General features: G+C 43.3%; 21 protein-coding genes. 19 read left to right on the forward strand and 2 right to left on the reverse strand.

All coding sequences use genetic code 11. The features are described from left to right. Positions 1 to 31 precede the first annotated feature (31 nt). The 9 genes from FXZ76_RS02415 (at position 32) to rnhA (ending at position 10,247) form a co-directional block, all read left to right on the forward strand. Positions 32 to 502 (forward strand): ribosome maturation factor RimP, encoded by a 471-nt coding sequence (locus FXZ76_RS02415; protein WP_162273039.1) that lies wholly within the window; start codon positions 32 to 34, stop codon positions 500 to 502. A 29-nt stretch (positions 503 to 531) separates the two neighbouring features. After that, positions 532 to 1,737, forward strand: a complete 1,206-nt coding sequence (gene nusA / locus FXZ76_RS02420) for a transcription termination factor NusA (RefSeq protein ID WP_079535581.1) — start codon at positions 532 to 534, stop codon at positions 1,735 to 1,737. Positions 1,738 to 1,779: 42 nt separating this feature from the next. Further along, a complete protein-coding gene (gene infB, locus FXZ76_RS02425) occupies positions 1,780 to 4,515 on the forward strand; it encodes a translation initiation factor IF-2 (protein ID WP_079535582.1) in 2,736 nt (911 codons plus the stop codon). Positions 4,516 to 4,522: 7 nt separating this feature from the next. Continuing rightward, complete coding sequence (gene rbfA / locus FXZ76_RS02430; protein ID WP_079535584.1) at positions 4,523 to 4,897, forward strand: 30S ribosome-binding factor RbfA; 375 nt, start codon at positions 4,523 to 4,525, stop codon at positions 4,895 to 4,897. After that, positions 4,888 to 5,895 (forward strand): DHH family phosphoesterase, encoded by a 1,008-nt coding sequence (locus tag FXZ76_RS02435; protein WP_079535585.1) that lies wholly within the window; start codon positions 4,888 to 4,890, stop codon positions 5,893 to 5,895. Before rbfA ends, FXZ76_RS02435 begins: the two co-directional genes overlap by 10 nt. Then, positions 5,888 to 6,877 (forward strand): tRNA pseudouridine(55) synthase TruB, encoded by a 990-nt coding sequence (truB, locus tag FXZ76_RS02440; protein WP_079535586.1) that lies wholly within the window; start codon positions 5,888 to 5,890, stop codon positions 6,875 to 6,877. The genes FXZ76_RS02435 and truB overlap by 8 nt, the downstream gene beginning before the upstream one ends. Beyond that, positions 6,862 to 7,449 carry an FAD synthetase family protein gene (locus FXZ76_RS02445; protein ID WP_079535588.1) on the forward strand — a complete coding sequence of 196 codons (588 nt, stop codon included), beginning with the start codon at positions 6,862 to 6,864 and terminating at the stop codon, positions 7,447 to 7,449. Before truB ends, FXZ76_RS02445 begins: the two co-directional genes overlap by 16 nt. A 14-nt stretch (positions 7,450 to 7,463) precedes the next feature. Next, positions 7,464 to 9,578 carry a sodium-translocating pyrophosphatase gene (locus FXZ76_RS02450; RefSeq protein ID WP_079535590.1) on the forward strand — a complete coding sequence of 705 codons (2,115 nt, stop codon included), beginning with the start codon at positions 7,464 to 7,466 and terminating at the stop codon, positions 9,576 to 9,578. A 168-nt stretch (positions 9,579 to 9,746) separates the two neighbouring features. After that, entirely contained in the window at positions 9,747 to 10,247 is a 501-nt protein-coding gene (gene rnhA, locus FXZ76_RS02455) for a ribonuclease HI (RefSeq protein WP_079535593.1), read from the forward strand. A 402-nt stretch (positions 10,248 to 10,649) separates the two neighbouring features. On the opposite strand, the gene FXZ76_RS02460 is transcribed toward rnhA, so the two are convergent. Next, positions 10,650 to 11,000, reverse strand: coding sequence for a carboxymuconolactone decarboxylase family protein (locus tag FXZ76_RS02460; protein WP_079536862.1), 351 nt, complete (start codon positions 10,998 to 11,000; stop codon positions 10,650 to 10,652). 105 nt (positions 11,001 to 11,105) lie between these two features. Then, complete coding sequence (locus FXZ76_RS02465) at positions 11,106 to 12,329, reverse strand: deoxyguanosinetriphosphate triphosphohydrolase family protein (RefSeq protein ID WP_079535596.1); 1,224 nt, start codon at positions 12,327 to 12,329, stop codon at positions 11,106 to 11,108. Positions 12,330 to 12,393: 64 nt separating this feature from the next. Between FXZ76_RS02465 and dnaG the strand changes: the two genes are divergently transcribed. The 10 genes from dnaG (at position 12,394) to FXZ76_RS02515 (ending at position 25,111) form a co-directional block, all read left to right on the forward strand. Next, complete coding sequence (dnaG, locus tag FXZ76_RS02470) at positions 12,394 to 14,247, forward strand: DNA primase (RefSeq protein WP_079535599.1); 1,854 nt, start codon at positions 12,394 to 12,396, stop codon at positions 14,245 to 14,247. Positions 14,248 to 14,267: 20 nt separating this feature from the next. Continuing rightward, a complete protein-coding gene (gene def, locus FXZ76_RS02475) occupies positions 14,268 to 14,804 on the forward strand; it encodes a peptide deformylase (RefSeq protein WP_079535602.1) in 537 nt (178 codons plus the stop codon). Positions 14,805 to 14,816: 12 nt separating this feature from the next. Further along, the gene (fmt, locus tag FXZ76_RS02480) at positions 14,817 to 15,863 is read left to right on the forward strand and encodes a methionyl-tRNA formyltransferase (RefSeq protein ID WP_079535604.1); all 1,047 of its coding nucleotides are present in this window, start codon (positions 14,817 to 14,819) and stop codon (positions 15,861 to 15,863) included. Positions 15,864 to 15,914: 51 nt separating this feature from the next. Then, the gene (locus tag FXZ76_RS02485; RefSeq protein WP_079535607.1) at positions 15,915 to 17,123 is read left to right on the forward strand and encodes a transcription antitermination factor NusB; all 1,209 of its coding nucleotides are present in this window, start codon (positions 15,915 to 15,917) and stop codon (positions 17,121 to 17,123) included. A gap of 36 nt (positions 17,124 to 17,159) precedes the next feature. Beyond that, positions 17,160 to 17,840 (forward strand): FAD-dependent thymidylate synthase, encoded by a 681-nt coding sequence (gene thyX, locus FXZ76_RS02490; protein WP_079535613.1) that lies wholly within the window; start codon positions 17,160 to 17,162, stop codon positions 17,838 to 17,840. 138 nt (positions 17,841 to 17,978) lie between these two features. Next, positions 17,979 to 20,489, forward strand: a complete 2,511-nt coding sequence (locus tag FXZ76_RS02495; protein ID WP_079535616.1) for a DNA topoisomerase I — start codon at positions 17,979 to 17,981, stop codon at positions 20,487 to 20,489. 14 nt (positions 20,490 to 20,503) lie between these two features. Then, positions 20,504 to 21,199, forward strand: coding sequence for a dTMP kinase (gene tmk / locus FXZ76_RS02500; protein WP_079535617.1), 696 nt, complete (start codon positions 20,504 to 20,506; stop codon positions 21,197 to 21,199). A gap of 23 nt (positions 21,200 to 21,222) precedes the next feature. After that, entirely contained in the window at positions 21,223 to 22,347 is a 1,125-nt protein-coding gene (locus tag FXZ76_RS02505; RefSeq protein ID WP_079535618.1) for a DNA polymerase III subunit, read from the forward strand. Further along, positions 22,344 to 23,354, forward strand: coding sequence for a PSP1 domain-containing protein (locus FXZ76_RS02510; RefSeq protein WP_079535619.1), 1,011 nt, complete (start codon positions 22,344 to 22,346; stop codon positions 23,352 to 23,354). The genes FXZ76_RS02505 and FXZ76_RS02510 overlap by 4 nt, the downstream gene beginning before the upstream one ends. A gap of 323 nt (positions 23,355 to 23,677) precedes the next feature. Further along, on the forward strand, positions 23,678 to 25,111 hold the full coding sequence (locus tag FXZ76_RS02515) for a nicotinate phosphoribosyltransferase (protein WP_079535620.1): 1,434 nt from the start codon (positions 23,678 to 23,680) through the stop codon (positions 25,109 to 25,111). Positions 25,112 to 25,123: the final 12 nt, after the last annotated feature.

Raw genomic sequence — 25,123 nt, forward strand, 5'->3', positions numbered from 1 at the left:
CAGGCGACCCTATGCCCGCTTTTTTTATTTTATGGAGACTTGTTTGTTAACGACATTTGAAAAAAAGATTTTTGATGAGCTTGAGACAGAGGCGGTAAAGAACGGTTTTGAAATCGTTAACGTTTCTGTTGTCGGTTCAAAAAAGGCCCCAATTCTTAAGGTGTTTATTGACACAGACGGTGGAGTTTCGTTTGAAGAACTCGCATCGGCGCAGGAGTTTATTTCTCCAATTATCGATGAGATTGATCCATTCGAGGCGGCTTACACTTTGGAAGTTTCTTCACCTGGCATTGACAGACCGCTTGTGTTGCTCTCACATTTTGAGCGTTTTATCGGAAGCGAAGCACATGTGCGTGTTCAAATGCCTGTCGAAGAAAGAAGAAACTTTAACGGCATCATTTCATCTGTGTCTGAAACGACTGTGACTATTGAAGATGACCAAGGTTTACACGACCTTGACTTTTCAAACATTAAACGTGCAAATTTAATTGGTCAACTTTAGGTTGAGCAATCAATAGGAAAGGACTGATAATGGCAGATAACGTAAACTTGATTGATGCCTTGCAGGCTCTCGCACATGAGCGCAAAATTGACGAGTTTTACATCATTGAAAAGCTTGAGGAGTCACTTGCGAAAAGCTATGAGAAGATTTTGGGTCTTGTCAATCCTGCTCGTGTGACAATTGACCGCAAATCGGGGCGCATTTATGTTTATGAGCTTGTTCCCGTTGGCGATTACAACGAGGAAACCGACGAATGGGATGACTACGAGGAAGTTGACATCACGCCAGACGATGTTAGTCGCATTGCTGCTCAAAATGCTAAAGGCGTTATCGCAGGGATTGTTCGTGATGCGACAAGACAGGCAATTTACGAAGAGTTTTCCGAAAGGGTTGGCGACCTAATCACAGGCACTGTTCTTCAAGGGACTAAAGACTTTACAATTATTAAGATCCGTGACGGAGTCGAGGCTGAACTTCCTCATTTTGACCTCAGACGTTATCCTAATGAGCTAAATGAGCGTCCAGATAATGAGCGCTATCATCACAACCAGCGTTTGAAACTCTTGATTTTAAAGGTTCGCAACCCTAATGGCGAAGAACTTCATGTCAAAGGTGAACAATCGCGTCCAACTATTGTTGTCTCAAGAACACATCCTGACCTTCTTCGTCGTTTGTTTGAGATGGAAGTTCCTGAGGTTTATGATGGAATTGTTGAAATCAAGTCGATTGCTCGTGAGGCTGGAGACAGAAGCAAAATTGCCGTTGCTTCAAAAGAGCCAAACCTTGATCCTGTTGGTGCATGCGTTGGACCTAAAGGCTCACGTGTTCGCATGGTGGTTGAGGAACTCAAAAACGAGCGCGTTGACATTATTGCCTATGATGAGCGTCCTGAAGTTTACATTGCAAATGCACTTTCGCCTGCAAAGATAACTTCCGTGACTGTTGATAGAGACACACATTTTGCAACAGTGGTCGTTAGCGATGATCAGTTGTCTCTTGCTATTGGTAAAGAAGGACAAAACGCACGTCTGGCTGCACGTTTGACAGGATGGCACATCGATATCAAGTCAACGAGTTTCACAGGAGGACCACTAATCGAAGATACTTCTCTCATAGAAGAAGAGGAAGTCGACGAAACTTGTGCATTTGTCAGCGAAGATGGAGTTCGTTGCAGAAATCATGCGCGCCCTGGTTCTAAATATTGTGGCATTCATGCTCGTCTCGAGGAAGAATAGCGACAGATTGCAAGATAAAGATTAGAGAAAGCGAGGTGGCAAATGAGTGCGATGCGTGTTAAACAGTTAGCAAATGAGCTGAATATGGATCCAAAAGAGCTCGTTAAAAAGCTCAATGAAGTTGGCATTGCTGTAAAAACTCACGCCAGCCCAATGTCAGAAGACGATGTTAAGCTTGCTCGCGAGAAGCTTGCAAAAGAAGTCGTTGAGGCTGGTGGTAAGGTTGATGCCGCAACCAAAAAAAAGGTTGAGGCTGAAATTAAAAAGACCAAAGAAAAAGAAAAAGCTGAGGTAGAAGCCAGAAGAAAGGCCCGTGAAGCTGAGCTTAAAGAGCGTGAAGCTCACAAGCGAAAGACAACCCGTGCTGGAGTGTCAAAAAAATCAACTGCAAAACCTTCTGACAATAAGGAAGAAGTTAAAGTTACAGCAGAAGACATCAAAGAGGCTGTAAAAAAGATTGCCACAACCTCTCCTGATGCAGGTCTATCAAAGCTCGAAAAGCAAATAGTTGAAGAAACTGATCGTGCAAAGCGTGAAGCCGCAGCCAAAAAATTGCTTGCTCAAGTTAAAAAGAACAAGCAAGAGGCTGATAAAAAGGCCAAGATTGAAGAAAATCTTCGCAACAGAAATGCTCACAAAACAGCAGAAGAACAGGCTCCAAAAAAGCCCAAGAAAAAGCTTTCTTCTCGCCCTGCGACTTCTGATAAATTCAAATCGCTGCTCGAACAGGTCGAATCTGAAAAGAAGCGCATGAGCAATGCAGCTGCACAGAGCAAAAAGACAAAACAAGTTGTTCCAGAACTAGAGAACACAGCAGAATCAGGCGAAGACCGCTATAAACAAATGGCCGTTGAAGTTGAAAAGCTCCAGCGCGATAAAGTTTTGGCAGAAGCTCGCGCTGCAGTTCAGGCAGCAGCTTCTAAGACAGGAGAAGGGCGCCGCAAAAAGAGAAAAGAGAAGCGTGAAGAAGAAGCACGTGAGCGCGCCGAGGCAGAAGCAATAGCAAAGGGTCTTGATCCATCACTCGTTTTGGATGAGTCGGTTGTAGAGATTCCAGAGGGTGCTTCGGTCGGCAAGTTTGCTGAACTTCTTCAAGTTGCCTCAGGTGATGTGGTTAAGAGGTTGTTCCTCCTGGGCCAGCCTTTAACATTGACTCAAACAATGAACAATGACTTAATTGAGCTCATTGCTGCTGACCTAGACAGAAAAGTGAGAATTGTTTCTCCTGATGAAGAATATGCAGTTGTAATCAAAGACACCGAGGAAGATTTAAAACCGAGACCTCCTGTTGTCACAGTTATGGGTCACGTTGACCATGGCAAAACATCTTTGCTTGATGCGATTCGCCACACTGGAGTTGTGTCATCAGAGGCTGGCGGAATTACGCAGCACATTGGTGCTTCTGTAGTTAAAATCAATGACCGTCAAATTACTTTTATCGACACGCCTGGCCACGAGGCATTTACCGCAATGCGTGCCCGTGGTGCTCAAGTTACTGATGTGATTGTTTTGGTTGTGGCTGCTGATGATGGAGTGATGCCACAAACCATTGAAGCTATCAATCACGCAAAAGCTGCTGATGTTCCAATCGTCGTAGCTGTTAACAAGGTCGATAAAGATGGCGCTAATCCAGAGCGCGTTCGCACCGAGCTCACAGAATATGGTGTTATCCCCGAAGAATGGGGCGGCTCAAACATGTTCGTTGATGTTTCAGCTAAGAAAAAACTACACATCGATGACTTGCTGGAGACAATTCTTTTGCAAGCAGATGTTCTTGAACTCAAAGCTAACCCTGATGCACTAGCTTCTGGATTTGTTATTGAGTCAAACCTTGACAAAGGACGTGGACCAGTTGCGACTGTTCTTGTTCAGCGTGGAACATTGCAGCCAGGAGACACGGTTGTAGCAGGTTCTTCATATGGTCGCGTTCGTGCGCTCATTAACCCACTTGGCGAAAGTGTAAAGCAGGCTGTCCCTGCAGATCCTGTTGAGATTTTGGGTCTTGGCTCTGTTCCTGTTGCAGGTGATGAGTTCCGCGTGTTTGCTGATGAACGTGATGCTCGCCATTTGGCAGAAGAACGTGCTTTGCGTGAGCGTTTGGCTGAGCAACAAAAAGGTCACATGACACTTGATGAACTCTTCGGAAAGATTGAGGAAGGCAAGACAGTTGATCTTAACCTCATCATCAAAGCTGACGTTCAAGGCTCCATCGAAGCACTTGTTGACGCCTTCTCAAAGATGGACCAAAGTGAGGTTCGCATCAATGTTGTACACAGTGCTGTCGGTGGCATTACCGAAACAGATGTAACTTTGGCAGCTGCATCTGATGCAGTTATCATCGGATTTAACGTTCGTCCAACGGGCAAATCACGTCAAAATGCAGAGCGTGAAAAGGTTGACATTCGCCTTTATAACGTCATCTACAAGGCAATTGAAGACATCAATGCTGCTCGCGTTGGCATGCTTTCGCCCGACATTGTAGAAAAAGACACAGGAATAGCCGAAGTCAGAGAGACATTTAAGGTTCCAAAGGCAGGGACTATTGCTGGTTGCTATGTTAAGGAAGGCGAAATAAATCGCGACAACAAAGTGCGTGTGGTTCGAGACGGCACAGTTGTGTTTGAAGGTGAGATTGGATCCCTTCGTCATTTGAAAGACGACGTAAAGTCAATTCGCAGTGGCTTTGAATGTGGCATTGGTGTTGCAGGATTCCAAGACATCAAAATTGGAGACACAATTGAGGCCTACACCCTTGAAACGGTAGAAAGAACAGAATAGAGTCGCGATGAAAAAGACGAATCGAAAAGTTGATGAACAGGCAAAGGTTGAGATTTCGAACATTTTAATGTTTGAGACCTCAGACCCGCGCTTGCAATTTGTCACCATAACTGGTTGCAAAGTTTCTTTCGACCGTGCATATGCTGATGTTTTCTACACTACGAGCCCGAATAACTATAATTCTGCGGCAGCAGCACTAGCTAAAGCTAAAGGGCACATTAGAAGCATGATGGCAAGACGACTAGACTGGAAAAAGGCCCCTGAGTTGCGTTTTCACCTCGATGAAACGATCGACAATGCGGTGCGCATTGAAAATCAAATTGAGGAAGAACGTGAGCATTTTGGGAAGTTTCAAAACGATGAGGATGATCAATGGGAATAACTCCCCAAACAAACACTACGCTAAAAGAACTTGCCAACGCTCTTCTCGAGTGTGACTACATTCAGATTTGTGGGCACACTAGCCCTGATGGTGATTGCATTGGCTCTCAGCTTGCAATGAAACTTGCACTTGAGTCTTTGGGTAAAAAAGTGGATGTTTTGCTTGCTTTAAAGGAACCAGCTCCAAAGAGTTTTGACTTTTTGAAAGGCTTCGATGATTTGACTTATGCAGGTCATGTCAAACAAACTGCCGATGGATTTTTGATGATTGACACGCCAAACAACAAACGCATGGGTTATGCAGCAAGCAAGAAAAAAGATGTTACTCCAAAGACATTTACACTTGACCATCACGCAGAAAGAGAACGCGCGACTCAGTTGACATACACTGACACATCAGCAGCTTCCACAACGTTGCTTGTTTGGGAGTTGCTTGACTATCTTGGTGCAAAAAAAACTGCCGACATTGCATTTTGTTGCTATGCAGGACTTGCAACCGACACTGGCAATTTTCAATATCAAAACGCTGACACCCGTGCATTTAAAGCTGCAACAGAAATGGTGCAATTGGGGGCTGTCCCTCACATTGTTTCTGAAAATGTTTATATGCGAAAATCGCTTGCTTCATATGTTTTGCAAAATAAGGTTATTCAGAACATGGAAATTTTTGCAGATGGGGCTGGTGCGATTTCGACTATCACTCATGAAGAGTTCAAGGAGACTGGTGCTACTAAAGCCGATTATGACTCCATGATTAATGTTTTGCGATCACTTGATGGAACCAAAATTGTTGCTATGGCCCGAGAAGAAAAGACATTTGTTAAGGTGTCATTCAGGGCTCTTGGTGACTATGACATGCGAAAAGTTGCAGGTCATTTTGGTGGGGGCGGTCACAAAGGCGCAGCAGGAGCTGTGATTGAAGAACCTCTCGAAATTGTTGTTGATCTTGTCAAACAAGAAATTGAACGTGCTTTAAACGAAGAGGACGCAGTTGACTAAAATCAAACGTGGTCAGAGTGGCATTTCTTGTTTGCTTGGTGTTAATAAACCACCAAATTTTACCTCGCATGACATCGTAAATACTGTTCGAAAAGTGTTCTGCGAACGACGTGTTGGTCACGGCGGAACACTTGATCCTTTTGCAACAGGTGTTTTGCCTGTGATGATTGGCCCCGCAACTCGCCTTGCCCAATATTTCGATGGTTGCAAGAAAGAATATATTGCAGCTATAAAGTTTGGCTTTTCAACAATCACCGATGATTTAACGGGTCAGGTTTTGAAAACGGGAACTGTAACCCATAACCTTCGTAACTCTTGTTATGCACGAAGTATTTTGCAAGATTTCGTTGGTAACCTAAAACAAATTCCGCCACAGTTTAGCGCTGTGCAAATTGATGGCGTTCGTGCCTATTCGCAAGCTAGAAAGGGAGAGGAAATTGAACTAAAGCCACGAGACGTGGTGGTTTATTCTGCCGACCTTTTGAGCATTGAGGACAACATTAACGACCTTGCTTTGACTTGGATGGTCAGATTCGTTGTTGGGTCTGGAACATATGTTAGGTCGCTAGCGAGAGACATTGGCGGAAGAGTAGGATGCCCAGCTCATTTGCACTCTTTGAGCAGAATGGCTGTTGGAGGAATTAGTCTATCTGACTCCTTTCGACTTGAAGATTTGTGGGAGCACAAAAAAGACTGTATGTTGGATCCTTGTAAAGTTTTGCCAATGCTCTCCTATTTTATAGATGAGAGCATGACGCCAGCCATCATGAACGGCGCCCCAATTAAATTTAATCCAAATTTGGTTTATGAATATGTAAACGGCGAGCCGAAGACTGTTGACAGGGATTTGACACCAGGCACAACTATGTTTATAGTTCTGCCCGACAAAGTATTAGGTGTTTATGCTCTCGATGAAAAGTTAGAAATGTTGAGGGCTGAGACAATATTTAGTGTGGGAGTTACACGTTGCCATGTTCAATAGTTAATGCGCACTGCCCGTTCGATTATGCACTTTTCGGCGGGGCTGTTTGTGTGATGGGAGTTTTTGATGGTGTTCATTTGGGCCATCGCTATTTGATAGACCAGGCAATTCAGGATGCGAAAGAAAATGACAGTCGCTGTGTGATAGTCACTTTTTCAGTTGATCCTGATGAACTATTTAATAAGCAAGGTCTTCACAAACTTGAAACTAATGCACAGCGTTTAAACAAGTTAGCAACTCTTGGAGCCGATTCTGTTGCTGTTCTTCCGTTTGATGAAGAATTTGCCTCGCAGAATCCGATGCAATTTTTGCAGCGCATCTTCAGGAAGTTCCCACCAAAGTCAATACACGTGGGTAAAGATTTTCGTTTTGGAGCTAATGCTGAAGGCGATGTTGGTCTTTTGCAAGAGTGGGGAAATGGTAAGGGAGTGAGAATTGTCCCTCACGAATTGCTGCAAGTTGATGGGGAGGCCGTTAGCGCAACTCGCATTCGTCACTTGCTCGAACAAGGTAACAATACCCAGGCAAACAAGCTTTTGGGTGTTACAATAGGTAAGTTGTCTACTGTCTAAAAAGGAGGAAGAAAGTGAGTTTGACAGTCGCTTGGCTGGCTCCAGTTTGTGCCGCTGTTGGCATGATTGTTGCAGCCTATCTTGGCAACTGGGTTCTTAAACAAGATCCTGGTTCTGAGAAAATGAACAGCATCTCTGTGAAAATTCAGCAGGGTGCACAGGCATTTTTGATGAGCGAATATAAACTTCTCGTCATTTTTGTCGTTGTCGTTGCAGTTGTTATGGGCGTTTTTCTTAACATCTGGACTGCTATTGCATTTGTTACTGGTGGTGTTTTGAGTGCTGCAGCTGGCTATGTTGGCATGTATGTTGCAACTCGCGCTAACACCAGAACTGCGCATGCTGCTGAGAGTTCAGTTGCAAAGGCACTGACAGTGAGCTTTAGAAGTGGTCTCACGATGGGTCTTTGCGTGGCAACATTTGCATTGATGGGTCTTTCACTCTGGCTCATTTTGCTCGTGTTTAATATCGATGTTGTGAACATGGCTCTCATGAAGGAGCACATTGGAATGGTCGAGGGCTTTGCTACTGGCGCTTCTGGCGTGGCTCTTTTTGCTCGTGTTGGTGGCGGTATTTACACAAAGGCTGCTGACGTTGGAGCTGACCTTGTTGGTAAAGTTGAAGCTGGAATTCCAGAGGATGACCCAAGAAACCCAGCTACAATTGCAGACAATGTGGGCGATAACGTAGGTGACGTTGCTGGCATGGGTGCTGACCTCTTCGAGTCATACACTGGATCAATTCTTGCTCCTACGATTTTGGCGGTTACGTTTGGTGCACTCGGTGGCTACTTCATCGGGGGAGACCTAGTTTGGGCAATCGTCAGCCCAGTGCTCATTGCTGCGTTCGGCATTTTGACATCAGTCATTGGTCTGTTTGCAGTTCGCACTAAGGAAGGCGCTGATCTTCACAAAGCTCTCAACGCTGGTACCTATCTTGCTGCCGGAATTGAGATTTGCATCATCTTCGTTCTCTTTTTCATTTGGAATGGTCAAGCAGAAGATTCTCAACCTATTTGGCTTTTCGGATCTGTTATTTGCGGTCTTGTTGCTGGTCTTGCAATCGGCAAAATCACTGAGTACTTCTGCTCAGATACATACAAGCCTGTTCACAAAATTGCAGAGAGCGCAGAAACAGGTGCAGCCACTGTAATTATTGAAGGCATTTCAACAGGCATGAAATCAACGATTGCTCCAATCATTCTTGTTGCAGCTGCCATTATTGGTGCTTTCACATTTGGCAACCTTGCATTCCCTAATGCAGAAGGAGCAATTGCTGTTGGTCTTTATGGTGTTGGCCTTGCTGCTACAGGCATGCTTTCTAATACAGCTATTACGGTTGGCGTTGATGCCTATGGCCCAGTTGCTGACAATGCGGGTGGCATCGCAGAAATGAGCGGACTTCCTGAAGAAATTCGTGACCGCACCGACTCTCTCGATGCTGTTGGCAACACTACTGCAGCTATTGCAAAAGGTTTTGCAATTTCTTCTGCAGGATTGGCTGCTATCTCTTTGTTCGTTTCTTTCCAGGCGACAATGCACTCAGCACTTCCTGACTTCAGCTTGTCTCTCACAAACCCAGTAATCGTTGCAGGAATCTTCATTGGTGCTATGATGCCATTTATGTTTGCTGCTCTCACAATGGGCGCTGTATCACGTGCTGCTCATGCAATGGTTGAAGAAGTTCGTCGTCAGTTCCGCGAGATTAAGGGAATCATGGAATATGAGGCAGAGCCTGAGTATGATAAATGCGTTGCAATTTCTACAACGTCTGCTCTTCATGAGATGATTCTTCCTGGCTCTCTTGCAGTTATCGTTCCGATTGCTATTGGTTGCTTTGATCCAGAGATGCTTGGTGGCTTCCTTGCTGGCGCTGTTGCAACTGGCATGTTGCTCGCAATCTTTATGAGCAATGCTGGTGGCGCTTGGGACAACTCCAAGAAATACATCGAAGGCGGCGCTCATGGTGGCAAGGGCTCCGATGCTCACAAAGCTGCTGTTGTAGGCGACACTGTTGGCGACCCATTCAAAGACACTTCTGGTCCTTCAATGAACATTCTCATCAACTTGATGACCATCGTTGCTTTGACCTTCTCACCTCTCTTTATTGCTGTTCAGTCAATGCTCTAATAAAGGGACATCAAATAGATTCTTAAAAAGGCGTCCTTGTGGCGCCTTTTTTATTTTGATCTTCATCATTAATCTCATCAATTTCCGGGCAAAACATCGCATTGTAAAGGGTGCTCAAACGATGGTGCTTAGTGATTAGAGCCAAACTTAACTGATAAGATTTAAGTTATGAAAAAAGTTGAAGCGTTTACAGATGGATCATCTCTTGGTAACCCAGGCCCTGGTGGCTATGGTGCAATTCTTCGGTTCACCGACTCAACTGGAAAAGTGCACGAGAAAGAACTGTCAGAAGGCTTTTCTAGAACTACAAATGGTCGCATGGAAATCATGGGCGTCATTGCTGTTCTTGAAGCGTTGAAAGAGCCTTGTGATGTCACAATCACAAGTGATGCGCAGTATGTTGTGAATGCTTTTGAAAAACACTGGATTGACTCTTGGAAAAAAAATGGATGGAAAAAATCCAACAAGAAAGCAGTTTTAAATGTCGATTTATGGAAAAAAGTTGACAAACTGCGTCTAACCCACAAAGTTAAACTTAACTGGATTAAAGGGCATGCAGGCTATGAGATGAACGAGCGTTGTGATGTGTTAGCTAAAAAGGCTGCTTCAAAACTAAATCTTTTAAAAGACACTGGTTATGAGAAACAGTCTCAACTATCCTTCGAATAGAAAAAACGCTCTTTTGCATCATTTAGCTTATGTGACTTGGGTTTAAGAAGATTCGTTGGCCTTCATCAAATTAAGAGGGGCATGACGCTCGTTTATAGAACTTGCATGCCCCTTAAAACAATCGGACCATTTGCCAATCACTGCGAGATTAATCATTTCCCTTTTTCGTTTTTCTGTATTGGCTTTTAAGCTGCATCTTTTCTTTTTTAGACCTCAACAGCGTTTTTTACCTTTACAATTGCTTGTCCCTCGACTAATCCGATTTATTTGACAGCTATCGATTTGAAGTCTTTTCATGCATGAGTTTCGCTGTTTTTTTAAAGCTTCACATGCATCTCTGGTTCGCTCGTTCTTTATTTTTTTTATAAAAGTTAACTAACATGTTCCAGAGAAGCATTGAGTCTATTTTTTGTCGGCTGACATTTGATCAAAAGCATCGAGTGCTTTAGCTGAATAGGCCCAGCCAGGCCCTCCGCACAGCAAAATTGTAGCGTTTAGGGCGGCTGCTATTTCTTCACGTGTGACTCCTGCTTCTACGGCACATTGAATGTGTGAGAGTATGCATGGTTCGCACTTGCGAGCTACGGCAACGGCGATGCTAATTAGTTCAATCGTCTTGAAATCAAGAGCTCCACCTTCTTTGCAAGACGCTTGTCTCATTTGTCCAAACGCGCCAATAACATCTGGTGAAAGTTCGGTGAATTTTGCCCATTTTGCTTGTTCTGCTGCTAGAATTTCTGATGCTTGAGACATTGTTTTTCCTCCTGTTAAGTTAAATGAATAATGCGCAGACATTTGCAGTATTGAGATTGCAGAAGGGTTGATCTGTCTCTTTTTGTTATCTAGCAGTATAGCGAATTAACCCATGTAGTCTTTCGTGTATATTTTCTTTTCTGAAGTTGGGAATGTGTGTTCATAGAGATTCACGAAATAGTTATCGGTCATTGACGCGATGTAGTCACAGACAATCTGGTTTGGGTCAATCTTTAGATAATCCTCCGCTTTGATGTAGTGCGATTTTTTAACCAGCTGCTTGACATGGTGACGATGGACTGGAGATGATTCATCACCTTTGTTTAGGTCGTCTAAGATTTTTTCATAAAGCTCTTGAAACATTGTTTCAACTTCTGAGAATGATTTCTCTAAGATGCCTTCTTTTGAATAAATGACCTCGTAGTTCTGTGTTTTTGCTAGTTTTAAATCTTGATAGATTTCCTCGCTCATCTCAATTTGGTTTTTCCCATAGGAATTGTTTACGATGTCTACGGTCATGTTATTGATGATTTTTGCATTGTCTTTGCCAAGCACATTTGAATCGAACACATCTATTGAATCTAGAACATGCATGTCGATTGCGTCATCGCGGTCTTTTCCGATGTAGGCAATCATGTCTGACACGCGCACAACACAACCTTCAAGAGTCGCGGGCCGAAGCGATTTGATAACTTTTTCATTTGTGTTGCATGCTTCTACTAGCGCGTCTAGTTCCTCGAAGGAACCGATTTCACCGCGATAGATTATCTTTTGAGCAAATTCTCCGTTGTGTTTCAAAATTCCATCAAGTGTTTGGAGAGAAATGTTTCGTGGGTAGAGCTCATCTAACACGCGAACTGAATGAACGTTGTGGTGAAAATAGCGACCAGTCCGTTCGTGATAGCACTCTGACAGAAAACGCTCACCTGCATGGCCAAATGGAGTGTGCCCAAGGTCATGGCCAAGACTAATCGCATCAATTAAGTCGAGGTTGAGATTTAATAGAGACCCAATTCCTCGTGCAACTCGATTAACCAATTGCACATGCAAGCCGCGTCTGCAAATATCGTCGTTTTCGACCAGAGAGAAAACTTGCGTTTTCCCAGCATAGCGGTTATATGGAGGAATATTTACAATCTTTTCAACGTCACGCATAAATGCAGGCCTTGAAAGCGTGGCTTTGTCGTGCTGCTCGTCATGTCGCCTAATGATGTCAACGTCTTTGAAAGCAAATTCGTTTGGTTTATGATTTTTCCTGTCGTTTAGAATTTCATTTTCAATTTCATTGGTGAGTTTGAGGTATGGAATTTCTGAGTTTGGTCGTGTCATGCTTAGATAAAACTCCTTTTGTTTTAGAATGATTTTATACGAACACACTGCTAAAAGGTAATATTTGATATCCGATGAAGACATAAACAGGGTTAGCTCAGCCACTGATTTTGTCTCGCTTGTTTCCGAAACTACACAGGTTAAACAGAAAGGGCGAGACTATTGGTGCTGTTGCCCTTTTCACCAGGAAAAAACGCCGTCGTGCAAAATCGATCCTGCTAACAACACATGGCATTGCTTCGGCTGCGGTGAGGGTGGTTCTGTTTTTAATTATGTAATGAAGCTTAATGGTGTCTCGTTTCGCGAGGCTGTTCACATGCTAGCCGATCGGGCTCACATTGAAATAGAAGACAGCTCTAACTTTGGCGTTTCACAGAGCGAAAAGAAAACAATTGTCAATTGTTGCAAGGAAGCGTGCGTTTTTTTTGAGACTCAGCTACTCCGTGGTAAAGGGCAAAGGTGTGACAATGCTCGAGCCTATCTGGCTTCGCGCAATTTTGGAATCGACGTTGCAAAGCGTTGGAATTTGGGCTATGCGCCAGGGAATGGAACTCTTTTTGAACATTTGTCTAGTCTTGGTTTTTCTCCGGAAGAAATTGAGAAAGCAAATCTTGCAACGAGACACGGCTCGACTTGGCGTGATCGATTTTTTAACCGTGTGATGTTCCCAATTTTTGACACGCGTGGTGACTGTATTGCTTTTGGCGGAAGGGTGATTGGCAAAGGGGAACCTAAATATCTAAACTCTTCAGAGACCATTGTTTTTCATAAATCTAACGTGTTGTTTGGGCTTGATAAAGCGAAAAATTACATTGTTAGCACTGGCTATGCTGCAGTTGTTGAAGGCTACACCGACGTTATTGCTTGTCATGAAGCTGGCATTAAAAATGTTGTTGCAACTCTTGGCACTTCGCTCACACTGCAACACATCAAACTTTTGAGTAGATATGCTTCAAAAAAAATTGTTTATCTTTTTGATGGCGATGAAGCTGGTCAGCGTGCAGCAGAGCGGGCTCTTCAGTTTATTGACTACAGAATGACACCTGAAGCTGGTCAATCTAGGTGCGATTTGCACGCGGCGACCATTCCAAACGCTATGGATCCAGCCGAATACATCGAAGCTAAAGGCGCTGAGGCAATGCACGACGTTCTTGAAAACTCTGTTCCGTTAATTGATTTCGGAATTAGAAGACGCATTGCAAAATATGACCTATCAACCCCCGAAGGCCGCAGTCGAGCGCTAATGGATGCTATCTCCATTCTTGCTCCAATTAAGGATTCAATTTTGGCTAAAGATTATGCATCGATGATTGCGAGTTTGACGCGAGCAAGTGAGTCGGATGCACTAGCACAGCTAATGAAATTAAACCCACCAAAAGCAATCAATTTCAATTCATATTCTGTTAATCCAATTGAAAATCATGGTGAGGCAAAACAGTACGCCGCAGCTGCGACAACTGATGAGGTTGAGTTAACCGTCGCTGAGAAGAACAGAAGGCTAAATGAGAGCGAACTCGTTTCATTGAGCGTGCAATATCCTGTTATTGCTATTACTTTTGCCGATGACCTGCTTGGCGTTGACTGGCATGTACCGCTTCATAAAATGATCATTGAAAAGATGCTTTCCTATCTAATGGATGATTTGACGACGACATCAACCGTCATTATCAATCGTCTCCTACAAGAAATTCCAAAGTCTCAAACGGTTGTGACTTCAGCTTCTGCTGAGTCAGAAAAAGACGCAGAAGAGAAATATAAACTCGTGCTCACAAATGTGAAGTTAGATGACTTTGATGCTCAGCAAGAGTCGTTGAGCATTGAACTTGCGACTGCATTTGATAATGTAAAAAGAGCAGAAATTTTACATAAAATTGCCGACATAGCAGAGAAGAAAGCGAAGCTTACGGCTACGAAATAGACGAGTGGAGGGAAAAGTAAATGGCTGAAATTGTTATATATCCCGATAAAAGGCTTTTGCAGGTTTGCAAAGATTGTGAAGTGGGCGATAAATCGCTCGTGCGGCTTGCAAAAGAGATGGCAAAGCAAATGTATAACAACTTTGGGGTTGGCATTGCCGCTCCACAAATTGGAGATGATCGAAGAATCATTGTTGTCGATTGTAGCTATGACATCGAGAACAAAAACACACGTGATCCACTAATTCTTGTAAATCCAAAAATCGTTGAGACAAAAGGTCAGGCAGAGATTGGCGAAGAAGGGTGTCTTTCTTGCCCTGGAATTTCAGTTCCAATTTCACGTCCTCCCTGGGTAAAGGTGCGTTATTTCGATTTGGACGGTGCTGAATGGGAGATTGAAGCTGACGAACTGTTGGGACGTTGTTTACAGCACGAAATAGACCACCTCGACGGAAAAACGCTTTTTGAATCTTGTTCTGGAACTGCACGCCTAAAGGCAATTGCCGATTTTGAACTTGCTAAGAAGGCTGGGGCTCGTCCAGGAGAGACTTCGATTTAGGCAGGTGCAAGCATGAAAATTTTGTTTATGGGAACACCTTATTTTGCTCGCGTTGTTCTAAAGGGGCTACTTTCTAGTGAAAAGCATCAAGTATGTGCTGTTTTTACTAAGCAGGATGCAGTTAGCAAGCGAGGAAACAAACTCATCCCATCAGAAGTGAAAGAGCTTTGCCTTGAGGAGGGCCTTGAGGTTTTTACTCCAAAGACTCTAAAAGATGGCGAGGTGCAGCACCAAATTCGTGATTTGGGCATTGATGTGATTTGTGTTGCTGCATATGGAAAAATTTTGCCAAAAGAGGTGCTTGAAATTCCAAAATTTGGATGCCTGAATGTTCACGCCTCGCTTCTTCCGCGATGGCGGGGTGCTGCCCCAATCGAACGTGCGATTCTTGCTGGGGACAAACACCAAGGCGTTTCCATCATGAAAATGGAAGAAGGCCTAGACGCTGGCGATTTTTGCTTGCAAAAATCTGTTTCTGCAACTGAGAAAAGTGCAGTTGAAATCACTTCTGAACTAGCAGAGTTAGGCGCTGTGGCGTTGTGCGAATGTCTTGATTCTCTAGAGAAAGGCAAAAGCGTCTCCTGGAAGAAACAAGACGAAAATGAAGTGACCTATGCTGAAAAGATTGAGAAAAGAGAACTGTTTCTTGACCCTTCCTACTCGGGAGAAATGAACGTGAGAAGAGTGTTGGCGTCTGCCGACTCTCACCCTGCAAAGTGTGCTATCGACGGAAAAACAGTTCGCATAATGTCTGCAAAAGCTGAAATAGATTCCAGTGAGACAAGCGATGATTGCGATTTATACAGTGAGACTAGAGATGCTGATGTAAAACAGACAATTTCGACTGCAGAAGATGCAACGTGTCAGTGCAACAATTGTGCGTCGCATCAAAATTCAGTTCGCTGGGTGGGCAAGAAGCTCTATCTTGAGTGCTGTCATGGTGATCTTTGTGTTATTTCTTTAAAACCAGATGGCAAAAAAGAAATGCCGGCCGGCAGTTTTGTTGCTGGTTGCCAAGCAATCCGTGAAGGGATTGCTAAATGGGAAAAATGCGAATAGAATAGCATTTTTTGACTTGGAATTTGACACGGAATTGGAGAGGTTGCTAACATGGCAAAACTCACAGATGCGCGAAAGTGCGCTTTAAAATCTCTCATCTATGCTCGCGAAAGACAAGTTTATCCAACTGAAATCGTTTACGAAGTTTGTGATGGGTGTGGTTTAAATGAAACTGATCGCGCGTTTTGCGTGAATCTAGTTCGCGGAGTTGTGAGTTACCAGTTGTGTCTTGATTATGTCATTGATAATGCGCTTGATAAAAAGCCAAAGATGTCATCAAGCGTGCGAGATGCTCTCAGAATTTCTGTGTATGAATTATTGTTTTTAGATAAGGAAGCCTATGCTTCAGTTAGCCAGGGCATCGAACTTGTGAAGTCGATTGCATCACACGCTGCTGGTTTGGCAAGTGCAATTTTGCATAAGGTTTCAAAAGTTTGCGTGCCTGACAATTTTGCATTGCGACATGGTTTTCCCGAATGGCTTGGTGACTATCTGAGTGAACTGTTGGGAAAAGATTCGGCTGAATTATTCATGGCACTATCGTGCGATAACCCAAAGTTACAATTCGTTTCAAATTTCTTAAAGCCACCAAAGACGCCTGTGTTGGGCATTCAGGGTGCAATTGATGCATCTCATGCTGGCAATGTTATCATTGCCGATAAATCGGCACAGGCAATCTCAGAGGAAGTCGCTTTGGCTGTGAAACAATTTGGGCACAAAACGCTTCTAGAAGTGGGAGCTGGACGCGGTACAAAGACAGCTCTCATTCAATCTTTTGCGGCAAGCATAGGTGCAAAGATTCAAACTCACGATGTGCTAGACAATTCATCTGCTCGTTTGGACAAATTGAAAGAACGACAGAATAACTGTGGGTTTGAGCTTCGAGACATAATTTGTGGAGATGCAACTAACATTTTGCTTGGGTGTAAATATGATTTCATATTCATTGATGCGCCTTGCACTGGCCTTGGGACTCTCCGTCGGCATCCCGAGATAAAAAGCAGAATAACGCGCGAGAACATTTATGAGAGCGCAAAATTGCAGCTTGATATTCTTAACAATGTATCCAAAGCGCTTGATTCCGATGGCCTAATTTTTTATTCTACTTGTTCTGTAGCTAGAGAAGAAAATGAGGGTGTAATTGATTCATTTTTAAGCTCTGGTGCAGGCAAGAATTTCGAACTTGATCACATAGTTCGCCGAGCAAAACTCACTAACGTTACCGACGCGCATTTTTGTGCGTGCCTAAAACGTCGATAATCATTTTCATTCGATTTTTATTTGGGAGTAATTTATATGCAAGTTGAACTTTTATATCACACGCCTGACGTTGAACGAGCTGTTGCGACTGCTGCTAGGCTTTGCTATGCTCCGATAGGCGCTAGTGAACTCATGGAAACTATGCCTGATGAAAGAGTGAGAAGTGTGCTTTCAACAATAATGAAGGGCGGGCATTATTCTACCCTCGAACATGCTTCCTATACCTTTGCAGTTGACGGAGTGTCTCGTGCACTAACTCATCAGCTTGTACGTCACAGAATCGCGAGCTTTAATCAACAATCACAGCGCTACGTGAAATTTGATAATGGCTTTGAGTATGTTGAACCGCGCACTATCAGCGAAAATGATCAAGCTCATGAGATTTTTCAAAAGTGCATGACTGATTGTGAGAGAGCCTATCAAAAACTTCGTGAACTTGAAATCCCCAAAGAAGACGCACGCTTCGTTTTGCCTAACGCAGCAGAAACAAAAATTGTCATCACTATGAACGTGCGAGAGCTTCTTCATTTCTTTGAACTTCGTTGTTGCAATCGTGCCCAGTGGGAGATTCGTGAACTTGCGCACAGAATGCTTGAACTAGTAAAACCAACGGCTCCATACATTTTTATGGATGCAGGTGCGCCGTGCGTCCATGGTTCATGCACTGAGGGCAAAATGAGCTGCAATAACCCATATCCAAAAGTTGTGCGCGACTAGTTTAGCTGTTGAAGCAGACAACACAAGATATTTCTTCATACATATAAATGTAGGGTCGTTTGCAAATTGAATTTGCATAATGCATAATGCTTAAAAGTTGATTACGACAAATTCTAAAAATTAGACGCGAAAGATTTTATGCATTTAATAATTACCGAGAAAAATGATGCAGCGAAACAGATTGCTGACATTCTAGCAAGCACCACAGCAAAAGCCGATAAAGTATACAACACACCAGTTTTTCGTTTTGAATGGAACGGGGACGAGTGTGTGACAATTGGTCTTCGTGGGCACATTCTTGAGCCAAACTTCGTGGACAGGATAACCTGGACTAAGTCGCGAGGATGGATGGGTGAAAGCGATGATGTTGGGAAGGTAAAAGCAAGCATCCCCCGAAACCTTCCAAAACCGCCCTTTAAAAAGAAAAAACCTTTTGCTGTTGACGGTGTTGATTTAAAAGGGTGGAAGATGGAGGCGCTGCCATATCTCATCTATTCACCAATAGTTAAGCTTCCTAAAGAAAAAGAAATTATTCGTTCTTTAAAAAATCTTGCAAAGAAGAGCGACGTCATCATCATTGCTACCGACTTCGATCGTGAGGGAGAACTCATCGGAAAAGATGCGATGAACCAGTGCCTGGAAGTTAACAGTGAAGCTCAGTTTTATCGCGCAAGATATTCTTCTTTTACAAAGCAAGAAATAACAGAATCGTTTAGTAACCTTGTTGATGTTGACGAGTGCTTAGCAAGTGCTGGCGCTACAAGACAAGATATTGATCTCATTTGGGGTGCGGTCCTCACTCGTTATTTGACGCTTGCACGTTTTGCAGGCTATGGGAATGTGCGCTCATCAGGACGTGTTCAAACGCCAACGCTCGCGCTGATAGTTGCTAAAGAACGAGAACGCGAGGCTTTTATTCCGCAAGATTTTTGGGTGATAAAGGCGATTGTCGACAAATCGAAGGAAACTGGTCCAACTGATAACACGATTGAAGACAGCGCTGATGTTTTTGAATGCGCACACTCTACAGCACGTTTTTTTGATAAAGAAGAGGCTGATAAAGCGTTTAATGCTGTAAAGGACGCAACGACAGCAACAGTTAGCAATATCGAACGTAAAAAGCGAACTGTTTCTGCTCCTGTTCCTTTTAATACAACGTCTTTGATGGCAGCAGCAAGTGCCGAAGGGATTACTCCTGCTAGATGCATGCGTCTTGCAGAGAGTCTTTACATGAAGGGTTTCATTTCATATCCTCGTGTTGACAACACAGTTTATCCAAAAACTCTAAATCTTGGAGAAATTGTGTCGGCGCTAAAGGTGAATCCCGCCTACAGACCCTATTGTGACAAGCTTTTATCGACAGGGAAAATTACTGCAACACGTGGTAAAAAAGAAACGACCGACCATCCTCCAATTTATCCTGTTAAAGGAGCAGTTCCGGAGGACATGGATGCTTCTTCATTTAAGCTGTATAATCTCATTGCCCGCCGCTTTTTAGCCACGCTTTCAGGGCCTGCTACTGTTGAAGGAACAAAGATTTCTGTTGACATCAACGGAGAGGCTTTTAATAAAAAGGGTGATTTTCTGGTCGTTCCTGGTTTTAGAGAAATCTATCCCTATGGGTTAAAAAAGGACGAACAGCTTCCGCAACTTGAAGTGGGTCAAAAAATTGCAGTCAACGAGACAAATGTGACTGCCGATCAAACAAAGCCTCCTGCAAGATATTCAAGCGGAAGACTCATCCAGGAAATGGAAAAGAATGGACTTGGAACTAAGGCGACTCGACATTCAATCATTGAGCGACTTAACCAGGTCAAATATATTCAAAACGACCCAATCGAGCCAACTCAGCTTGGCATTGCTGTAATTGATGCTCTTGGAGCTTTTGCGCCTCACATCACACATCCTGAAATGACTGCTGAGCTCGAGGATGGCATGGACGAGATTGTCGAGGGCAAAGACACCCGCGAAAAAGTTGTTAAGAGCTCTTGTGATCATTTAGCAAGTGAATTAAATAACCTACTTCCGCATGTTGAGGAAGTGGGGGAGGCGCTCTCTGATGCTGTTTCAGCCGATGCTTATGTTGGAAAATGCCCTAAATGCGGGAAAGATTTGCAGCTTCGAGCTTCTGCAAGAACTAAGTCGATGTTCATTGGGTGTGCCGGTTGGCCCGATTGTGATGTTACATATCCACTTCCTTCAGGGAAAATTGAAACGTGTCCTGATTCGTGCCCAGTTTGCGGGATGCCGCAGGTTAAAGTTACTCAATTTAGAACTAAACCCCGCCTGATGTGCATAAACCCACTCTGTTCGTCGAATCAAGAGCCAGAAGTGTTTGTTGGAAAATGCCCAACGTGCGCCAAAGCCGGAATTGAAGCAAACCTCATTGCACGTCGCAATCCAAAAACGTTAAAGCGTTCAGTCACATGCGAGAACTTCGACAATTGTCAAACTCGCTATCCTCTTCCTCCGAATGGAGAAATATCAGCTACTGACAAGGTTTGTGAAAAGTGTGGTGCGCCAATCGTTTGCGTGACAACGTCGCGCGGACCATGGGAACTTTGTCCAAATTTCGATTGTCCTGGCAAAGCTGAAGAAGCAGAGAAGAAAACTAAAAAGAAAGCAGGCACTTCAAAAAAGAAGAAATAGCCTAAACTAAAAATATGGAAAGTAAAAAAGGCATTTTTATAACATTTGAAGGTTCTGATGGAGTTGGGAAGTCAACCCAAGTAGCTTTTTTTGCAGGACTTCTTGAGAGTCTTGGTTTTGATGTTTTGCTGCTGCGCGAGCCAGGTGGCACCAAAATTGGCGAAGAGATTCGCGAGATGTTGCTTGACGTTAAAAACAAAGAACTAACTAGTGAATCGGAGCTGCTGCTTTATCTTGCTGCGAGATCTCAAATCATAAACGAGGTGATAAGACCCGCGCTTGAAGAAGGAAAAGTTGTCCTTTGCGATCGTTTTAGTGATTCAACTTTAGCCTATCAAGGCTATGGTCGTGGGATAGATGCTGCCTTTATTAAACACGCAAATGAATTTGTGTGCGATGGGCTTGTTCCTGACAAAACTATTCTTTTTTACATTCCAGAGGAAGAGCAAAAAAAGCGTCTAGACCGACGAAAAGCGAAAGATCGAATTGAAGAAGCGGGGAAAGATTTCGCGCTGAGAGTTGCTCACGGTTTTCTGGAGATTGCACAAGAAGAACCCAAACGTGTTGAGGCTGTTTGCACTAATGGACTTCACAGCGAAACGGCGAGACATGTAATTAAGGCGACTTCTGATTTGTTGGGCGTTGATCCTGAATCAGAAAAAGTTGCAACAGCGCTTGAAGCTCTTGACGCGATGCACGTCAAAAAGTAAGAAGCTAAGAGGAAACAATTTTTATGGCAGATGTTTTCTCAAAAATCTTTGGTCAGCCAAAAGTCAGCGAGTTTTTGCGAAGAAGCGCTGCTGAGGAGCACATAGCGCAAAGCTATTTGTTTCTTGGTCCGAGTGGTTCTAATAAAACGCAGGCTGCCTATGCTTTGGCGTGCGCTTTTTTGTGTGGCACTTCAAAGAACTGTGCTGGGACATGCTCATTGAGAGAAAGCGTTTTGGCTCACAAACACCCTGATGTTAAGTTTTATTCGCCTGAGGGAGAAAGTGGATATTTAGTTTCTCAAATTCACGAGATTATTCACGATTCCACGTTGGCCCCCGTTCGGGGAAATAAAAAAGTATATATTCTAGACCGCGTTGATATGCTTGGGGCATTTTCTGCTAATGCCTTTCTAAAAACGCTAGAAGAGCCTACATCTGGCACTTGCTTTATTTTGCTTGGGAGATGCGCTAATTCTGTTTTGCCAACTATTCGCTCGCGTTGTCTAGTTGTGCCTTTTAGACAGATTCCACCTGCTCAGGCAATTTCAATTATTATGCAAAACACAATTGCCGACGAGCAGAAGGCAAAAATCGCATTGAGTGCATCAGGCAACTCTATTACAGCAGCTATTAAAATGCTCACTCCTGGTGATAATTCTTTGATTTATCTCAGAGAGCAGATTGTAAAAATCGTTCTTGGTGCTGTTGTTTCGACTGATTGGGGCGTTTTAAAAGCAGTTAAGGATCTGCTTTTGCTTGTAAAATCTCCAACCGACGAATATCGTCAAAGGCTAGAAGAGAGTTTGTGCGATTCAGATGATTTTTTGTCGGATGCGGCAAAAAAACAACTTGAAAAAGCCAACAAGAGAAGTGTCAAGAGAAAGGAAAGCAAGCTCATTAACATGATTTTTGACTGCATTATTTCCTTAATGCATGACGTGATGATGATTTTGACTAACGACAGCAGGCGTGTTGTTAACAGCGATTTTTTTGAGGAACTGAAAAGCTTTGCTAATAAAACTAATCAAATTAAGATGGTGCGGGCGCTAGATCAGGTTATCAGCTTGAAAAATGCAAACACCTATAATGTTAGTTCCGAGTCTTTGCTTGATTTGGCATTGTTTGAATTTAAAGGAGCACAAGAGTGAATCTTGAGACCGACCTTACTATAGATGAAGAGTTAAAAGAAAAAGAGGCGGAGGCCTTTAGAGTTTTTTTGGAGCTTGCGCCTTCGTGTGATGAGGGCATGGAGCCTTCCTTTGTTCGTTATGCCTATGATATGAAAAAGGCGACTTTCTATTTCAAAAGCGATCACCGTGTAGATTTTCGCGAGCTTGTAAAGCAGCTTAATTCGAGACTTGGAATTTCTGTCGAAATGCGCCAAATTGGTGATCGTGAACAAGCTTCCTTGGTTGGAGGCCTTGGTCCTTGCGGTCAGGTGCTTTGCTGTTGTCGTTTGGGTAATGATTGCTGTCAAAAGAATGCGACTATCAAAATGGCAAAGAACCAGAATCTGTCGCTTAATCCAACAAAGATTTCTGGCATGTGCGGAAGGCTAATGTGTTGCCTTCGTTTTGAAAATGATTTCTATAAAGATTTCAAAGATCGTGCACCAAAAATTAATGCTCAAGTCAAAACTACTGATGGAATTGGAAAAGTTGTTGCAGTTGATGCGTTGCACGACCTCGTTAGTGTAAAGATTGACGAGGAGAAGCCAAGGCAGATTGCAGTAGCTGATTTCAAAGAAGGATCCTCGGCGGAAAATGGTTGGAAGGTTGGAAGGTCAGTTTGGGAAGAGGCGGGTAAAGCTTTAGCCGATTTGACTGGCTCAGCCGCTAATGTCACGATTGACACGTCGCTTTTCACCGGGAATGACCACATGGTTACATCAAGCAAGGCAAAACTTGCATCGAAACCTGCCACACAGGACAACAACAAGAAAGAAAGCAAACCTCACCGTCGTCGTTCACGCAGGATCAGCTCAAAGGACACTCATTCACGTCAAATTGTTACAGCAAAGCGACCCGGAGGTAATTCTTCTGGTATAAAACACGCCAGCGCTCCGAAAGAGAAGATTAAAATAGAGCGACATCCGCACGAGGAGCGAAAGCCACGACGCAGAAGAACGACAACAATCAACACTAATAAAGATTGATAATCTGTGCGTCATTAGCATGAGTCTTCGGGTTTTCAATTATTTTTAAATAATCTATTTGCTAATTTATTTATGCCTTGGCTTCCAAATTGTTGTGTAACTTATGATTCACATGTGAATGGACAGTCCCCTGTAGATAAGTTTTGAACATCAAGGTTTTATCCTTTGCTCTTTTGAGGCTAGCGATGCGCTAGATTTTGAAAGAGATTTTTGATTGATTACACTTGTTGTTTTAATTTTTTTATTAGAGTTAGTATTAGTTAAACGCGCGCTAAACTAAATAGGCGAACAAAACATAATTGTTAAGTAATTTGGAGTTTGGAATGAACTATTCGCTTTACACAGACCTCTACCAGCTGACAATGGCTCAAGGCTATTTTTTGTCAGGGAAGGCAGAGCAACGCGCTAGCTTCTCTATGAATTTTAGAAAATTGCCTTTTAAGGGTGGATATGCTGTATTTTGCGGAAGCGCTACTCTCATTGAAATGTTTAAGAATTTCGCCTTTGAAGACGATGAAATTTCATATCTCTCGTCTATTGAAGCGCCTGGCGGAGGAAAACTTTTCTGTAAAGAATTTCTTGATTACCTAAAAAATATGAGAATGAGCCTTGATATGTATGCACCAAAAGAGGGTTCTCTTGTTTTTCCATATGAGCCAATTGTGCGTGTTGAAGGTCCAATTCTCCAATGCCAAATTGTAGAAACTGCGCTTCTTAACTGCATTAATTTTCAAACACTGGCTGCGACAAAAGCCACTAGAATCACTGCTGCCGCAGATGGTCGTGACGTTGCTGAATTCGGACTGAGACGTGCGCAGGGGACAGGCTCAATGTGGGGTGCTCGCGCATCATATGTGGGAGGTTTTTCTTCAACGTCTAATGTTTTGGCAGGGAAAGAATATGACATTCCTGTCTCAGGAACGCATGCTCATTCTTGGGTTATGTCTTTTGATAGCGAACTTGAATCATTTAGAGAGTATGCGCGTTTATTCCCTACGAACTCGACTTTGCTAATTGACACCTATTCTGTTGACGAGGGTGCGAAAAACGCAATTATTGTTGCCAAAGAAATGGAAGCTCGTGGTGAGAAAATGGCTGCTGTGCGCATTGACTCTGGCGACTTAACATGGGAAAGTCGGCGAGTTCGCAAAATGCTTGATGAAGCAGGTCTTGATTATGTAGGAATTGTTCTTTCTAACGATTTGGATGAATATAAAATTGAGTCAATTTTGCATGAGGGCGCTTGCGTAAACGCTTTTGGCGTTGGAACGAAGTATGCGTGCTGCTATGATCAACCAACTCTCGGTGGAGTCTATAAGCTTAATGCTCTTGAAGAGAACGGCCAGTGGGTTCCAAAGATGAAAATCAGTGAGTCGCCAGAGAAAACAACATTTCCTGGGATTCTTAACATCAAGAGGTTTATTGATGATAACGGTCAGCTTGCAGGGGATATGGTTTATGACGAAAATGAAACATCGCTTGATTGCACGATAGTTGATCCTCTGAATAGAATTAAAAACAAAAAGCTTTGTGGCCTTAAAGGTGCGACGTTGCTTAAACCTATCATGATAAACGGCGAGCAAGTTGATTTTTGGACGATTCATGAAGCTCGCGATTTCGCCAAAAAATCGTTTGATAATCTTGATTATTCGAGGAAGAGAAACATTTATCCTCACATTTATCCAGTTGGTCTTGAGCTGAATTTATCAAGTGCTCGCGATAAGATGATTTCCGAAGCTTTGCATTATTCAAAATAGATTAAGGATGTG

Source organism: Phoenicibacter congonensis (genome assembly GCF_902386915.1).
In the GTDB taxonomy this organism is placed as follows: domain Bacteria; phylum Actinomycetota; class Coriobacteriia; order Coriobacteriales; family Eggerthellaceae; genus Phoenicibacter; species Phoenicibacter congonensis.

Coding starts and splice junctions, on each gene's coding strand:
- FXZ76_RS02495 (WP_079535616.1), top strand. CDS start 17,979: ATGCATTTAATAATTACCGAGAAAAATGATGCAGCGAAACAGATTGCT.
- def (WP_079535602.1), top strand. CDS start 14,268: ATGGCTGAAATTGTTATATATCCCGATAAAAGGCTTTTGCAGGTTTGC.
- fmt (WP_079535604.1), top strand. CDS start 14,817: ATGAAAATTTTGTTTATGGGAACACCTTATTTTGCTCGCGTTGTTCTA.
- FXZ76_RS02485 (WP_079535607.1), top strand. CDS start 15,915: ATGGCAAAACTCACAGATGCGCGAAAGTGCGCTTTAAAATCTCTCATC.
- nusA (WP_079535581.1), top strand. CDS start 532: ATGGCAGATAACGTAAACTTGATTGATGCCTTGCAGGCTCTCGCACAT.
- FXZ76_RS02505 (WP_079535618.1), top strand. CDS start 21,223: ATGGCAGATGTTTTCTCAAAAATCTTTGGTCAGCCAAAAGTCAGCGAG.
- rbfA (WP_079535584.1), top strand. CDS start 4,523: ATGAAAAAGACGAATCGAAAAGTTGATGAACAGGCAAAGGTTGAGATT.
- infB (WP_079535582.1), top strand. CDS start 1,780: ATGAGTGCGATGCGTGTTAAACAGTTAGCAAATGAGCTGAATATGGAT.
- FXZ76_RS02515 (WP_079535620.1), top strand. CDS start 23,678: ATGAACTATTCGCTTTACACAGACCTCTACCAGCTGACAATGGCTCAA.
- rnhA (WP_079535593.1), top strand. CDS start 9,747: ATGAAAAAAGTTGAAGCGTTTACAGATGGATCATCTCTTGGTAACCCA.
- FXZ76_RS02465 (WP_079535596.1), bottom strand. CDS start 12,329: ATGACACGACCAAACTCAGAAATTCCATACCTCAAACTCACCAATGAA.
- tmk (WP_079535617.1), top strand. CDS start 20,504: ATGGAAAGTAAAAAAGGCATTTTTATAACATTTGAAGGTTCTGATGGA.
- thyX (WP_079535613.1), top strand. CDS start 17,160: ATGCAAGTTGAACTTTTATATCACACGCCTGACGTTGAACGAGCTGTT.
- FXZ76_RS02460 (WP_079536862.1), bottom strand. CDS start 11,000: ATGTCTCAAGCATCAGAAATTCTAGCAGCAGAACAAGCAAAATGGGCA.
- FXZ76_RS02415 (WP_162273039.1), top strand. CDS start 32: ATGGAGACTTGTTTGTTAACGACATTTGAAAAAAAGATTTTTGATGAG.
- FXZ76_RS02435 (WP_079535585.1), top strand. CDS start 4,888: ATGGGAATAACTCCCCAAACAAACACTACGCTAAAAGAACTTGCCAAC.